13 protein-coding genes are annotated in these 13181 nt (G+C 61.3%); 5 read left to right on the top strand and 8 right to left on the bottom strand.

The window, feature by feature from the left end; translation table 11 throughout:
• The first annotated feature begins 10 nt into the window (after nucleotides 1–10).
• On the top strand, nucleotides 11–679 hold the full coding sequence (gene msrA / locus CKW35_RS19360; RefSeq protein WP_016484550.1) for a peptide-methionine (S)-S-oxide reductase MsrA: 669 nt from the start codon (nucleotides 11–13) through the stop codon (nucleotides 677–679).
• A gap of 3 nt (nucleotides 680–682) precedes the next feature.
• Complete coding sequence (locus CKW35_RS19355) at nucleotides 683–1306, top strand: glutathione S-transferase (RefSeq protein ID WP_016484549.1); 624 nt, start codon at nucleotides 683–685, stop codon at nucleotides 1304–1306.
• A gap of 142 nt (nucleotides 1307–1448) precedes the next feature.
• Here CKW35_RS19355 and creD read toward each other — a convergent pair whose 3' ends face one another.
• From creD to CKW35_RS19335, 4 genes are all read right to left on the bottom strand, one after another.
• Nucleotides 1449–2777: a cell envelope integrity protein CreD gene (gene creD / locus CKW35_RS19350; protein WP_095116640.1), complete on the bottom strand. Its 1329-nt coding sequence runs from the start codon at nucleotides 2775–2777 to the stop codon at nucleotides 1449–1451.
• 107 nt (nucleotides 2778–2884) lie between these two features.
• Nucleotides 2885–4321, bottom strand: coding sequence for a two-component system sensor histidine kinase CreC (gene creC, locus CKW35_RS19345; RefSeq protein WP_095116638.1), 1437 nt, complete (start codon nucleotides 4319–4321; stop codon nucleotides 2885–2887).
• A complete protein-coding gene (gene creB, locus CKW35_RS19340) occupies nucleotides 4321–5001 on the bottom strand; it encodes a two-component system response regulator CreB (protein WP_023048955.1) in 681 nt (226 codons plus the stop codon). Before creB ends, creC begins: the two co-directional genes overlap by 1 nt.
• Nucleotides 5002–5093: 92 nt before the next feature.
• Nucleotides 5094–5594: an ATP-dependent zinc protease gene (locus tag CKW35_RS19335; protein ID WP_095116636.1), complete on the bottom strand. Its 501-nt coding sequence runs from the start codon at nucleotides 5592–5594 to the stop codon at nucleotides 5094–5096.
• Between the two features lie 182 nt (nucleotides 5595–5776).
• Between CKW35_RS19335 and CKW35_RS19330 the strand changes: the two genes are divergently transcribed.
• Together CKW35_RS19330 and CKW35_RS19325 are read left to right on the top strand one after the other, a co-directional pair.
• Nucleotides 5777–6664: an acyltransferase gene (locus CKW35_RS19330; RefSeq protein WP_095116634.1), complete on the top strand. Its 888-nt coding sequence runs from the start codon at nucleotides 5777–5779 to the stop codon at nucleotides 6662–6664.
• Between the two features lie 242 nt (nucleotides 6665–6906).
• On the top strand, nucleotides 6907–8256 hold the full coding sequence (locus CKW35_RS19325; protein WP_070086837.1) for an APC family permease: 1350 nt from the start codon (nucleotides 6907–6909) through the stop codon (nucleotides 8254–8256).
• 115 nt (nucleotides 8257–8371) lie between these two features.
• Here the strand turns inward: CKW35_RS19325 and CKW35_RS19320 are convergent, their stop codons facing one another.
• Complete coding sequence (locus CKW35_RS19320) at nucleotides 8372–8947, bottom strand: DUF2780 domain-containing protein (protein WP_023048954.1); 576 nt, start codon at nucleotides 8945–8947, stop codon at nucleotides 8372–8374.
• Nucleotides 8948–9113: 166 nt separating this feature from the next.
• Between CKW35_RS19320 and CKW35_RS19315 the strand changes: the two genes are divergently transcribed.
• The gene (locus CKW35_RS19315) at nucleotides 9114–10109 is read left to right on the top strand and encodes an RHS repeat-associated core domain-containing protein (protein ID WP_083283738.1); all 996 of its coding nucleotides are present in this window, start codon (nucleotides 9114–9116) and stop codon (nucleotides 10107–10109) included.
• A gap of 58 nt (nucleotides 10110–10167) precedes the next feature.
• On the opposite strand, the gene fdhA is transcribed toward CKW35_RS19315, so the two are convergent.
• The 3 genes from fdhA to CKW35_RS19300 all read right to left on the bottom strand — a co-directional run bounded on the left by fdhA (nucleotide 10168) and on the right by CKW35_RS19300 (nucleotide 13141).
• Entirely contained in the window at nucleotides 10168–11367 is a 1200-nt protein-coding gene (gene fdhA / locus CKW35_RS19310; RefSeq protein ID WP_016484541.1) for a formaldehyde dehydrogenase, glutathione-independent, read from the bottom strand.
• A 271-nt stretch (nucleotides 11368–11638) separates the two neighbouring features.
• A complete protein-coding gene (gene purU, locus CKW35_RS19305; protein WP_016484540.1) occupies nucleotides 11639–12496 on the bottom strand; it encodes a formyltetrahydrofolate deformylase in 858 nt (285 codons plus the stop codon).
• Between the two features lie 12 nt (nucleotides 12497–12508).
• Nucleotides 12509–13141 carry a sarcosine oxidase subunit gamma gene (locus tag CKW35_RS19300; RefSeq protein ID WP_016484539.1) on the bottom strand — a complete coding sequence of 211 codons (633 nt, stop codon included), beginning with the start codon at nucleotides 13139–13141 and terminating at the stop codon, nucleotides 12509–12511.
• Between the last annotated feature and the right edge of the window lie 40 nt (nucleotides 13142–13181).

The raw sequence follows: 13181 nt of genomic DNA, 5'->3' as shown, positions 1-13181 counted from the left end.
AGGAACGGCCATGGTCCTGCGTTCGGAAATCCTGGTGAACAAAAACGTCATGCCAACTGCGGAGCAGGCCCTGCCTGGCCGCGAAACGCCAATGAGCCTGCCCGAGTTCCACTACGTGTTCGAAGGCACCCCGCTGCTCGGCCCCTTCTTTGAAGGCGCCATCGACTTCGCCATCTTCGGCCTGGGTTGCTTCTGGGGCGCGGAGCGGCGCTTCTGGCAGCGCGAAGGCGTGGTCAGCACCGTGGTCGGCTACGCCGGCGGTTTCACCCCGCACCCTACCTACGAAGAAGTCTGCTCGGGCCTGACCGGCCACACCGAAGTGGTGCTGGTGGTGTTCGACAAAGACAAGGTCAGCTACCGCGAGTTGCTGGCGATGTTCTGGGAACTGCACAACCCCACCCAAGGCATGCGCCAGGGCAACGACGTCGGCACCCAGTATCGCTCGGCCATCTACTGCACCAGCCCTGAACAGCTGGAACAGGCCAAGGCCAGCCGCGACGCCTACCAGGCCGAACTGACCAAAGCCGGCTTTGGTGAAATCACCACCGAAATCGACCAGGCACCGACCGTGTATTTCGCCGAGGCGTACCACCAGCAGTACCTGGCCAAGAACCCGGACGGTTACTGCGGCATCGGCGGCACCGGTGTATGCCTGCCACCCAGCCTGCAAGGCAACTGAACCATGACCACGATGACCCTGTTCCACTCGCCCTTGTCACCTTTTGTGCGCAAGGTCATGGTGGTGCTGCACGAGACCTCGCAGCTTGAGCGGGTAAAGCTGCAAGCGGTAAACATCAGCCCGGTGAGTGGCGACCCGCAGCTCAACCAGGACAACCCGATCGGCAAGATCCCGGCCCTGCGCCTGGACGACGGCACCGTGCTGCATGACAGCCGGGTGATCTGCGAGTACCTCGACCTGCAACACGTCGGCCTGCCACTGCTGCCCCGTGAAGGCTCGGCGCGCTGGCGGCGCATGACCCTGGTGTCGCAGGCCGATGCGATCATGGATGCGGCGGTGTCGTCGCGCTATGAAAGTTTCTTGCGGCCAGAGGACAAACGCTGGGATGGCTGGTTGCAGGCGCAGAGCGACAAGATCCGCCGTAGCCTGGCCAACCTGGAGCAGGAGCACCTGCCCGAGCTGATGTCCGGGTTCGACCTGGCGGCGATTGGCGTGGCCTGTGCGCTGGGGTATCTGGATTTGCGTCAGCCGGAGTTTGGTTGGCGTGAACGCCAGCCAGGCCTGGCTGCCTGGTATGCCGAAGTGGCCAAGCGGCCGTCGATGGTCGCCACATCTCCAGTTGCCTGACAGGGCCTCTTCGCGGGCACGCCCGCTCCCACAGGTAGAGTGCTGTGGGAGCGGGCGTGCCCGCGAAAGCTTCACCTAGGTAATGCAGGAAACAGCTGCCCAATCCTCAGGGCCAGCCACCGCCCGATTTCTCTGTCCTCCCTCATGCCGACCTCCCCACCCGCGCCCAGTCCAGCCGACGGGTCAGCACCATGAACACCCCCAGCAAGCCAAAGCACAGCAGCGATCCCATCAGCAGTGCATAGTCTTCGGCACTCAGCAGCCCATAAAGCAGCGCATACAGCGCCGCCAGCCCAGCCGCAAACCCGACCCCCCGTCCCAGGCTGCGCAACACATGGCTCAGGTAGAAGCCGATCAGCAGCACACACGCCGAAGCCGACAGCCCGTACGCCAGGCCAAAGCCAATGTGCTCGGACAACGACAGCAGCAGCAGGTAGAAGAACGCCAGCGCCACGCCGACCAGGATGTACTGCACCGGGTGCACACTCAGGTTCTTCAACACCTCGAACAGAAAGAAGCCGGCGAAGGTCAGCGCAATGAACAGCAACGCGTATTTGATCGCCCGTTCACTCTTCAGGTACTGGTCCACCGGGTCGACAAAGCTCACGCCGAAGCTGCGCTCGCTGAAATCTGCGCACTGCCCGGCGGTGGCGCACTGGCGCAGGGCATCCTCAAGGTTGGTGGCGAAGAACGACGTCTGCCAGTGGGCGCTGAAGCCCTGGGCATCGATGTCGCGGCGGTTGGGCAGGTAGTTGCCGACAAAACTCGGATGCGGCCAGTTGGCGCGCATGTCCACGTTGCTGGTGCGCCCCACCGGCACGATGTGCAACTGGCCGGTGCCCTGTAATGCAAGGTCGAAGCCGTAGCTGAATTCCCGTGCCTGCATGCCGTCCAGCCCCGGCAGGCTGGCATGCACGCCACCGCGCATCCAGTCGAGCTGGGTGCCAGCCTCGAACGGCACCTTGTGTTCGTCCAAGCTCAGCTCCAGGCCATTCTCGATGCCGCGGATATCGCTGATGCCCACCACCAGGAAGGGTTTGTCGAAGCGGTAGTCGTCGAAGTCCTTGTCGATGCCCCAGCGCTCCGGGAGCTTGAAACGGCCGCTGATACGCCCCTTGGCGTGGAACAGCCGGGCCTGGTAGATGCCGCGGGCACGCAGTTCGGTGTCCACGCCCAGGTCGGCGGCGAAGGTTTCCGGCAGGAAGTACAGGTGGCCGGCAATGGTGCTGGTTTCCTGTGTGCGCTCGCCGTCCTTTTCGATCCAGCGGCGCTGGTACTTGCGGTACGGCACCACCAGCAGCGGGCCGCTGAGCTGTTGGTCGAAGCTGGCACTTTGGGCAATGTCGCGCAGCACGTTGTCGCGCAGGGCCTGGCGTTCATCGATCAGGCCGTTGATCAGCAACAGCGGGATGAGCAGCAGCAATATGAGCACGGCGATCATGCCGAGTTTGTAACCGAGGGTCTTGTTCATGGGGCCTCCAGTGGCAGTGGGCGCAGTGTCTGCGTCTTGCGTGGAGGCTGTGTGAAGAGCCTGTGTGGTTTGAGTGTATTTGGGGCTGCTGTGCAGCCCCGGCAATCTCAGCTGATACGCCGCACCGGCAGCCACAACCGCACCCGCACCCCGCCATCGACGTTATCCACCGCCAACGCCCCGCCATGCAGTTGCATCACCTCGGCCACAAAATTCAGCCCCAGCCCGGTGCTCTTGCGCCCGCTACCCGGCCGCGGCAGCGAGTAGAACCGCTCGCTGACCCGCCCGATGGCATATGCCGGTATCGCCTGCCCCTGGTTGAACAGGCTCAATGCCACCCGCTCGCCGTCGCGCTCCAGGTCAAACAGCAGGGCGCCACCTGCGGGGGTGAAATCCAGTGCGTTATCCAGCAGGTTGGCCAGCGCCTGGCGCATCAGGAACGGATCACACAGCAAGCGCAAACCCGCCGGCACCCGCTGACGCACGTGCAAACCGGCGCCTTCGATCCGCGCCCCATGAGCCAACAGCAACTCGTCCACCAGCGCCGCCAGCGCCACCTGCTGTTCATCCTCCAGGGCCTGCATCTGCTCGACCCTGGCCAGGTTGAGCAGGCGCTCGACCATCTGCTGCAAACGCTCGCTCTCGCGCTCGATGTTGCCGGCAAAGCGCGCGCGCTGGTCGGCGGGCATGCCCTCGTCCTGCAGCAGCTCGCAAGCCCCACGAATGGCCGCCAGCGGGCTTTTCAGTTCGTGCGTCAGGGTATGCACATAGCGCTCGACATAAGCCTTGCCCTCCAGCTGGGTGCGCATGCGTTCCACCGCCTGGGCCAGGTGCGCCAGCTCGCCGCCCTTGTAGTGCGGCAACGCGGCACGCTCGCCCTCGCTGACCGCCTGGGCATAACGCGCCAGCCGGCGCAGCGATCGCGCCAGCCACCACGACAGCGCCGCGCCAATCAGCAAGCCCAGGCCGATCAGCCCCAGACCCAGCGTGAGCAGGCGCCGCTCGGAACGGTCGATGTACGGCTGCAGCGAGCTGTTGGGTTTGGCCACGGTGACCACGCCGATGATCTTGCCGTCGTCGATGATCGGTGCGCCGACGTGCATCACCGAGGTGTTTTCATCATTGGGGTCGCTGCGGGTGGAGCGGGCGCCGTACTGGCCGCGCAGGGTCAACAGCACGTCATTCCACTGCGAGTAATCTTTGCCCAGCACCTCACCGCTGGAGTCCAGCAGCACGATGCCCTTGGCGTCAGTCACATAGATGCGGTGGCTGACCTGGTTCTTGGCCAGGCCCCAGATCTGCGCGCCCGGGCTGCGCGAGCCGTAGGCCTTGAGTACTTGCGGCAGGCGGCTCTGGCTCAAGGTGCCGGCCTTGACGTCATCGCGCAGGATCTCGGCCAACAGGTTGGCGGTGTCGACCAGTGTTTCTTCGGATGACTGGCGCACCACCGGGCGGATCTGTTCACGCACCGTGTTGAGCAGGAAATAGCCCGCCAGGCCGACGAACAGGAAGTACACCAGAAAAATCCGGATGCCCAGGCGCATCAGGCGTGGTCCGGGCTGTAGCTGTAGCCGAGGCCGCGGTGGGTCTGGATCGGCTCGGCGTCACCCGCTACCTGGCGCAGCTTGGCGCGCAGGCTTTTGATATGGCTGTCGATGGTGCGCTCGTAGCCTGCATCGGAGGCCACCCCCAGGGCATCAAGCAGCTGTTCTCGGCTGAATACCCGCTGCGGCTGCTCCAGCAGCGATTGCAGCAGGCGGAATTCGTGGCGGGTCAGCGTGAGTGGCTGGCCGCGATAGGTGATCTGCATGCGCAGGGTGTCGAGCTGGAACAACGCCGCATCGGTGGCAGACTCGGCCCTGGGGCCCATGCGTTTGAGGATCGCCCGCACTCGCGCAGCCACTTCACGTGGGCTGAAGGGTTTGACCACGTAGTCGTCGGCACCGATTTCCAGGCCCACCACCCGGTCGATTTCACCGTCGCGGGCACTGAGGAACATCACCGGCACTTCGGTGAAACGGCGCAATTGGCGGCAGGTTTCGAAGCCACTGATGTCGGGCAGGCCGATGTCCAGGATGATCAGGTCGGCTGGGCGCTGTCGCTGCTGGTCGAGGGCGGCGCCGCCCAAGGTCACCCATTCGGTGCTGTGGCCGTCGGCCTGCAGGGCATAAACCAAGGTGTCGGCGATGGCGGCTTCGTCTTCGACGATGAGGATATGGGGCATCGAGCTACAAGCCTCAAGCTGCAAGCTTCAAGTGAAAGCGGATCACGTGAACTTACACTGATCTGTTCTCACTTGCAGCTTGCAGCTACTGCTTAGCAGTCAGGCTTGCCAGCGGTAAACTTCTTGGCCGGGTTGACCGCGGCCTTGAACTCGCGCAGCGCCTTGGAGCCCACCAGCAGCGGATAATTGAAGGTGCTGCGGTCCACCAGGTTCACCTCCACGGTGCGTTTCACATCACCCAGACATAGCTCCAGGTCCACTACCGGGCGCTTGGAGATTTCCGGCGCATCGCCTTCTTCCTCTTCATCGGCACGGCCTTTGATCTTGCTGATGCGCGAGACCTTGTGCTCATACACCTTGCCATCGGAATCCTTGGTCGCCAGGCGGAAGCGCACCCATTCCTCGCCATCGCGGGTGAACAGCTCGATGTCCTTGGCCGACAGCGACGCGGTGAAGGCACCGGTGTCCATCTTGGCTTTCAGGGTTTCGCCCAGCTCGGGCAGGGCGATGTTCTCGTACCGGCCGTATATCGTAGGCTCGGCGGCCATGACTGGCAGCGCCAACAGTGACAACATGGCAAACAGAGATTTCACAAGCAGGCTTCCTTGAGAAGGGTCAGTGCTTAGACTGCACTGGCAGGATAGGTTCGCTGTGCCAAGCCTAATCAACATAATGTGAAACATTTGTTGCCGCCGCAGGGCATTGGACATTTGGCGTAGGCCACGGCCCTGCTTATCATTGCCAACCGTTAATCTCCCACAACAAGAGTCTCTTTATGCGTCGCCTGCTGACCGGCATTCTCACTGCCACTCTGCTGCTGCTCAATACGGTGGTGTTGATCTGCCCGCTGCTGGTCTTCGCCCTGCTCAAGCTGGTGTTGCCGGGCCGTGGCCGCAACTATGCCTCGTGGGCGGTGATGTGGGTGGCCGAAACCTGGTCGGAAATCGACAAGGCCATCTTCGCCCTGTGCATTCCTACCCAGTGGGACATCCGCGGCGTGGAGAACCTGCGCAAGGACACGTCCTACCTGGCCGTGAGCAACCACCAGAGCTGGGTCGATATCCCTGCGTTGATCGAAAGCCTCAACCGCCGCACGCCGTTCTTCAAGTTCTTCCTCAAGAAGGAGCTGATCTGGGTGCCGCTGCTCGGCCTGGCCTGGTGGGGGCTGGATTACCCGTTCATGAAGCGCTACAGCAAGGCGTTTCTGGAAAAGCACCCCGAGCTCAAGGGCAAGGACCTGGAAATCACCAAGGCGGCCTGCGAGCTGTTCAAGCGCCAGCCGGTGACCGTGGTGAACTACCTGGAGGGCACCCGGTTTACCGAAGCCAAGCGCCAGCAGCAACAGTCGCCGTACCGCTACCTGCTCAAGCCCAAGGCAGGGGGCGTGGCGTTTGTGCTCGCGGCATTGGGCGAGCAGCTGGATGCGTTGCTGGACGTGACCATCGTGTACCCCGGCAACCAGGCACCGGGGTTCTGGGCGTTGCTCAATGGCAGCATTAGCCGGGTGATTATCGACATTCAGGTGCGAGAGCTGGACCCGGCACTGTGGGCGGGGGATTACGAGAATGATCCGGCCTTCCGCCAGACTGTGCAGGCCTGGGTGAATCAGGTGTGGGTGCAGAAGGACCAGCGGATCGAGCAACTGCGCTCGGAGATTGGCTAAGCCGTCATCCTGGACCGGCCTCTTCGCGGGGCAAGCCCGCTCCCACAGATACTCCACCCTTCCCCAGGTGTGTGCGGTACCTGTGGGAGCAGGCTTGTCCCGCGAAGAGGCCAATGAATACCCGACAAATGCCCGATTAAAACCCAGGCTAATAATCGACATTAGGATTACTTCTTTGTCACACCCCACCTAAGTGGATAAAAATCGATCAAAGCACAATTACAAAAAGCCTGGATCGATCAATGGCCAACCCATCTAGCTCCACCCCCGCCCAGCTTCGCCGTGTCCTCGGCCTGCCCGCTCTGGTGTTCTTCGGCCTGGTCTACATGGTCCCACTGACCATCTTCACCACCTACGGCATCGTCACCGAACTCACTGGTGGCCGCACCGCCGGCGCCTACCTGGTCACTCTGGTGGCCATGCTGTTCACCGCTGCGTCCTACAGCTTCATGGTCAAACGCTTCCCGGTTGCAGGCTCGGCCTATTCCTACACCAACATGGCCTTCGGCCCCAACATCGGCTTTCTCGCCGGCTGGTCGTTGCTGCTCGACTACCTGTTCCTGCCGATGATCAACTACCTGCTGATCGGCCTGTTCCTCAACATCGCCTTCCCGGCAGTACCCGCCTGGGCTTTCGTGCTCGCCTGCATCGCCCTGGTGACAGTGCTGAACGTGGTCGGCATCAACTCGGTGGCAAAGACCAGCAACCTGATCGTTGGCGCGCAGATCGTGTTTATCGGCGTGTTTGTCGCGCTGTCCTGCCAGACATTGGCCGGCCAGCCGCTCGACCTGCTGTCGCCGCTGCTGGGTGACGGCAGCAAACCGGGCTTCGGCCACTTGATGGCGGGCGCAGCGGTGCTGTGCCTGTCGTTCCTGGGCTTCGACGCTGTGTCGACCCTGGCCGAAGAATGCCGCGACGCACGCCGCGACGTGCCAAGGGCGATCATCCTCACCACCCTGTTTGCCGGTTTGCTGTTTACCCTGCTGGCCTATGTCAGCCAGCTGGTGCTGCCGGGCAGCAGCTTTGCCAATGCCGATGCAGCGGCCAACGAGGTGATGTTCAAGGCGGGCGGGCAGTTCCTCACCAACTTCTTCACCGCCGCGTATGTTGCGGGCAGCCTGGGTTCGGCGCTGGCCTCGCAGGCGGCGGTGTCGCGCATCCTGTTCACCATGGGCCGCGACAACGTGCTGCCACGCCGTAGCTTTGGTTACCTGTCGCCGCGCTTTGGTACGCCAGTGTTCGCTATTTTGCTGGTGTCAGCCTTCTCGCTGCTGGCGCTGGTGATCGACCTGGCTACCCTCGCCTCGCTGATCAGCTTCGGCGCGCTGGTGGCGTTCTCGGCGGTAAACCTGGCGGTGGTGAAGACGCATCTGTTGGATGATGCCAGCCAGCGTAATGCCAAGGGGCTGCTGAGCTATGGCGTGGTGCCGCTGGTAGGGTTGGGGCTGACACTGTGGCTGTGGACCAGCCTGTCGGCGCTGACGCTGGTGATTGGCCTGTGCTGGTTTGCCTTGGGCCTGGCCTACTTGGCGATACTGACCGCCGGCTTCCGCCGCCCCGTGCGCCTGGTGGACTTCACAGAAGCCGCCTGACCCAATAGCCCAAGGCCTGCGCGGCCCCTTGTAGGAGCGGCCTTGTGCCGCTCCGCTCCTACAGGACGGCGCCAGCCTTCCACAGCGGTGATACCCACACTGCCCCTACAACCCCCTAGACCGAAGGCTGGGCCAACGGCGCCGGCGTAGTCCACAAACTACCCAAATTCTGCAATAACGACCCGGCAATCCCCTGCTGCCCCAGGTACTGCAGAATCAACGGCGCAAACTGCCCGATCATCCCCGTGTCCATCCCCAGCGCCTTGAACGCACTGTCCAGGTCGCTGCGGTTTTCCACGTTATTGCCCAGCGCGTTGCTCAGGGCCGACTGGCTTTCGCTGTTCTTGCCCAGCAAATCGCCCAAGCCACTCAAGCCGCCCAGCGCATTGGCCCCGGCCAGCAGGTCCAGGCCAGGTACCGCTTTGGTCAGTTGCCCATAGTCATCGGTACTCAGGTTATTGCGCGCCAAGCCCAGCATTGCCCCTGCCCCACCCACGGCCTGTTCGGGGGTGATCTTCAATTCGCTGCCCAAGGTGTTAAGCAAATTGGCCTGCGCCTCGGGTGCCTGCACTTGGCCTTGTTGTTTCTGGTTTTGCATAGCGGTCACGGCGTTAGCGGCGTCGCTGAGGTTGAAGGCGAACACCGGGCTTGCGGCCAGAGTCATCAGGGTTGCCAGGGTGAATGCTTTCATCAGGAGGGACCTCGTTGGCCGGGAGCGCTGGGGAAACGTGCGTATTGGACTCCAAGTGTAGGGGTTTGTTCCAAATGCCCAACCACCTGATAAATATGCTAGTTGTGCTGGCAAATTCGGGCATGCAAATTGAACACCCTAGATACATCTCCGAAGGCAACAAGCCATGACCGACAATCCAGTAGCTCAAATTTTAAAAAACGCTGATGTCGCAACGGTACGCCCCGAAAAATCGGCAACTTCAGATGTGATGCACTTTTACCAAAATGGGCACCTGGCATCTGAAATATCGGCTAAGGGACATCGGCAAATTATGTGGGCGCAAGAAACACCCGTTGCACAGCTCGCAACATCGGAAAAATCAAATTTACTGTCAATTGATCGTGCCAATTCAGTTCTCGGCATACAACTTGAGGCTGTGTCACTATCACCTTATGGATATCTCTCCTCCCAAGATATCAAAACACTAATCCTCTTCAATGGGCAATGGCGCGATCCGTTGAGCCAAATGGACATTTTAGGTAACGGACACCGTCAATTCAGTACGACACTCAGACGTTTTTGCAATCCGGATTTACATCAGAGCCCATTTGGCGATGGTGGCGTAAACGCCTACGCTTATTGCGAGAATGATCCGATCAACAAAATAGATCCATCTGGACAAGCGTCAATCTTGATTATCAGAGCGCTGAAGGGGCTCGGCAACATGATGGGCTTGAGAACTCCCTCTCGCAACCTTCCTACTACTCCCAATCGCCCCGCCAGCGGGGCTGCCAACAATTATTCAGCGGCTCCACAACGCCGGCCGAATGAAGGTAGACCACTGCCTCCCCCCCCGGCTGGAGCTAGACTTGCAGAATCGCGCACCAACCATCAATTAAATATTGGATATTCTTCCCCCAGTGATGCACGTCAAGCGATGTATCTACAGACCGAACTGACAAGTAGCGGAGATCGATTAGTTGCTCTAGGGGCGGAAAAAAGCAAACTTTCCTCAACAATAAACAGACAAAAGAGCGTCGGGAATAAGCCTACTCACGAGAAAAAATTACTTTCACAAATCAAACGAGATATTCACCTTGAAACCACAAAATACCGTCTAATTGAAAACCAAATAAAGACACTGAGATCAGGGCAAACCAACATACAAAATGCACGATAATTGAAAACAGCTAAAAAAAAGCCCCTCAACTGGAGGGGCTCTTTTAGTTGAAGCCGAATTACGCCGCGCCCCACATCTTGTGCGGGTCAATCACAAACTTCTTCGGCACACCCGCGTCAAACTCGCCATACCCTTCCGGCGCCTGATCCAGGTTGATCACCTGCACCCCTACCACTTCTGCAATGTTGATACGGTCCCACATGATCGCCTGCATCAGCTGGCGGTTGTACTTCATGGTCGGGGTCTGGCCGGTGTGGAAGCTGTGCGATTTTGCCCAGCCCAGGCCAAAGCGGATGCTCAGCGCGCCGATCTTGGCGGCGGCATCTACCGCGCCTGGGTCTTCGGTCACGTAAAGGCCCGGGATACCGATGTTGCCGGCAACGCGGGTCACTTGCATCAGCGAGTTCAGCACGGTAGCCGGGGCCTCATGCTTGGCACCTTCGTGGCCATGGCCGCGGGCCTCGAAGCCGACGGCGTCGACGGCGCAGTCCACTTCCGGCTCGCCAAGAATGTCGATGATCTGCTCGTGCAGCGGGGTGTCCTTGGACAGGTCGACCACTTCAAAGCCCTGGGACTTGGCGTGGGCCAGGCGGGCCGGGTTCAGGTCGCCGACGATGACGCAGGCAGCGCCCAGCAGGCGGGCCGAGGCTGCAGCGGCCAGGCCGACCGGTCCAGCGCCTGCAACGTATACGGTGCTGCCTGGGCCTACGCCAGCCGTCACGGCACCGTGGTAGCCGGTGGGCAGGATGTCGGACAGGCAGGTCAGGTCACGGATCTTTTCCATGGCCTTGTCGCGGTCCGGCAGTTTCAGCAGGTTGAAGTCGGCGTATGGCACCAGCACGTACTCAGCCTGGCCACCGGTCCAGTCGCCCATGTCGACATAGCCATAGGCACCACCGGCGCGGGCTGGGTTGACGGTGAGGCAGACACCGGTGTGCATCTCTTTGCACGAGCGGCAGCGGCCGCAGGCAACGTTGAAGGGTACCGACACCAGGTCGCCGATTTTCAGGCGTTCGACGTCACGCCCCATCTCGACGATTTCACCGGTGATTTCGTGGCCCAGGACCAGGCCGACCTGGGCAGTGGTACGGCCGCGGACCATGTGCTGGTCGGAGCCGCAGATGTTGGTGGAGACCACCTTCAGAATGACGCCGTGTTCGATCTTCTTGCCGCGCGGATCCTGCATTTTCGGGTAGTCGATGTGTTGCACTTCGACCTTGCCGGCGCCGAGATATACCACTCCACGATTGCCAGACATTGCTTTTACCTCGCTTGATTTTTATTTATGCAGCGTTGGTTGAAGCGCCGCCATCCGTGGGCGGCATGTGTTACTGGAATGCAGGAGATTGTGGGCCTGATAGGGCGGGTTGCACTGACTGGAAGCGACAGAGGGATGTCTTTTAGCGGCAGGCACAAAGGTGTCAGGCCATTCGCGGGACAAGCCCGCTCCCACAGGCTCACCGCTCTTTCGAACATGGCGATGAACCTGTGGGAGCGGGCTTGTCCCGCGAAGAGGCCGGTACAGGATGTCAGAGAACGACAGTCCGATTTGCGTTGAGGAACACCCGCCGCTCGATGTGATACCCCACAGCACGCGCCAGGGTCAGGCATTCGATATCCCGCCCCTTGGCAATCAGGTCTTCCGGATAGTGGCTGTGGTCCACCACCTCGACCCCCTGGGCAATGATCGGCCCTTCGTCCAGGTCATTGTTGATGTAGTGCGCCGTGGCGCCCACCATCTTCACGCCCTTGTTGTAGGCCTGGTGATAAGGCTTGGCGCCCTTGAACCCTGGCAACAAGGAGTGGTGAATGTTGATCGCCCAGCCATCCAGGCGCCGGCACAGCTCGGGCGACAGCACCTGCATGTAACGGGCGAGAATAACCAGCTCGGCGCCGGTTTCCTCGATCACCTGCAGGACCTTGCGCTCTTGCCCCGCCTTGTCATTGGGGTCGAGTGCGAAGTGGTAATAGGGGATCTTGTGCCAGTGCGCCAGGGGTTCGAGGTCGGGGTGGTTGGACACCACTGCAACCACGTCCATGCCCAGCTGGCCGATACGCTGCCGGTACAGCAGGTCGTTCAGACAGTGGTCGGCCTTGGACACCATGATCACCACTTTCGGGCGGTGGTTCGGTGCGGTCAGCTCGAAAGCCATGCCGAACGCTTCGCTGCGCTCGGCCAGGCCGGCACGGAAGCCCGTTTCGTCAAAATCGTCCGGCTGGCGGAATTCGACGCGAATGAAGAAGCGCCCCGACTGCCGGTCATCGAAGGAGTGGTGCTCCGTCACGTAGCAGCGCTGCTCGAAGAGGTAACGCGTCACCACGTCGACGGTGCCGAGCATGCTCGGGCAGTCGGCGGTGAGAATCCAGGTATCCGGTGCCCGACTCATGTTCTGCTCTCCTTAAGCCTCGATGCTCAGGCCGTATTCGGCCGAAGCGTCCTGCAACCACAGCCACCAGTAGTCGGCGAAGCTGCGGCGAATCACCAGCTCCCAGGTGTCTTCGGCGGTACGGCGGATCACCAGTTGCGACTTGGCGAACACAGTGCCCACGGCCTTGCCCACCGGGAAGTTGTTCGGGTGAACATCATAGCTGGTGGATTTCATCAGCACTTCGCGCACGTTCGGGCCGCGCAGTTCCAGCAGGCTTTGCCCGCCGCTGACGTTGACCACCTGAATATGCTGGCCTTCAAGGGCTGCACGCAGCTTTTGCTCGACCGCCAGTTCCTGGCCACCGGGCACGATCAGCAGCCACTCGTCGGGGCCGACCCATTGCAGCGACATGTCGTTATTGGCGACCACAGTCAGGGCTACTGGCAGCTCCAGGCCCAGGGCCTTGTGCACGCCGGCGGCGAATTCCGGGTTATGGCCGTCGCCACGCAGGGTCAGGTGGCCAAGGAACTTGCGTTCACGCAGGGTCACGCCTGCGTTCTTGCGGCCTTTGCCAACCAGGCTGGCCAGGTCGGCGTGGTGCAGTGGCGACTGGGCCTTGGCCTCGGCGCCGGGGTTTTGCTGGAAGACGTTGATAGCGCTCATTTCTTACCTGCCTTGAATTCTGTTGTCCGTAAGACCAGAG

Source organism: Pseudomonas sp. Irchel 3F3 (genome assembly GCF_900187545.1).
Taxonomy (GTDB): Bacteria; Pseudomonadota; Gammaproteobacteria; order Pseudomonadales; family Pseudomonadaceae; genus Aquipseudomonas; species Aquipseudomonas fortuita.
This window is presented reverse-complemented; position numbering and strand designations above follow the sequence as displayed.

What these genes read in the sequence shown, in the direction of transcription:
- CKW35_RS19355 (WP_016484549.1), top strand. Translation starts at nt 683, where the DNA reads ATGACCACGATGACCCTGTTCCACTCGCCCTTGTCACCTTTTGTGCGC.
- creD (WP_095116640.1), bottom strand. Translation starts at nt 2,777, where the DNA reads ATGAACAAGACCCTCGGTTACAAACTCGGCATGATCGCCGTGCTCATA.
- msrA (WP_016484550.1), top strand. Translation starts at nt 11, where the DNA reads ATGGTCCTGCGTTCGGAAATCCTGGTGAACAAAAACGTCATGCCAACT.
- fdhA (WP_016484541.1), bottom strand. Translation starts at nt 11,367, where the DNA reads ATGTCTGGCAATCGTGGAGTGGTATATCTCGGCGCCGGCAAGGTCGAA.
- CKW35_RS19330 (WP_095116634.1), top strand. Translation starts at nt 5,777, where the DNA reads ATGCGTCGCCTGCTGACCGGCATTCTCACTGCCACTCTGCTGCTGCTC.
- creC (WP_095116638.1), bottom strand. Translation starts at nt 4,321, where the DNA reads ATGCGCCTGGGCATCCGGATTTTTCTGGTGTACTTCCTGTTCGTCGGC.
- CKW35_RS19315 (WP_083283738.1), top strand. Translation starts at nt 9,114, where the DNA reads ATGACCGACAATCCAGTAGCTCAAATTTTAAAAAACGCTGATGTCGCA.
- CKW35_RS19320 (WP_023048954.1), bottom strand. Translation starts at nt 8,947, where the DNA reads ATGAAAGCATTCACCCTGGCAACCCTGATGACTCTGGCCGCAAGCCCG.
- creB (WP_023048955.1), bottom strand. Translation starts at nt 5,001, where the DNA reads ATGCCCCATATCCTCATCGTCGAAGACGAAGCCGCCATCGCCGACACC.
- purU (WP_016484540.1), bottom strand. Translation starts at nt 12,496, where the DNA reads ATGAGTCGGGCACCGGATACCTGGATTCTCACCGCCGACTGCCCGAGC.
- CKW35_RS19300 (WP_016484539.1), bottom strand. Translation starts at nt 13,141, where the DNA reads ATGAGCGCTATCAACGTCTTCCAGCAAAACCCCGGCGCCGAGGCCAAG.
- CKW35_RS19325 (WP_070086837.1), top strand. Translation starts at nt 6,907, where the DNA reads ATGGCCAACCCATCTAGCTCCACCCCCGCCCAGCTTCGCCGTGTCCTC.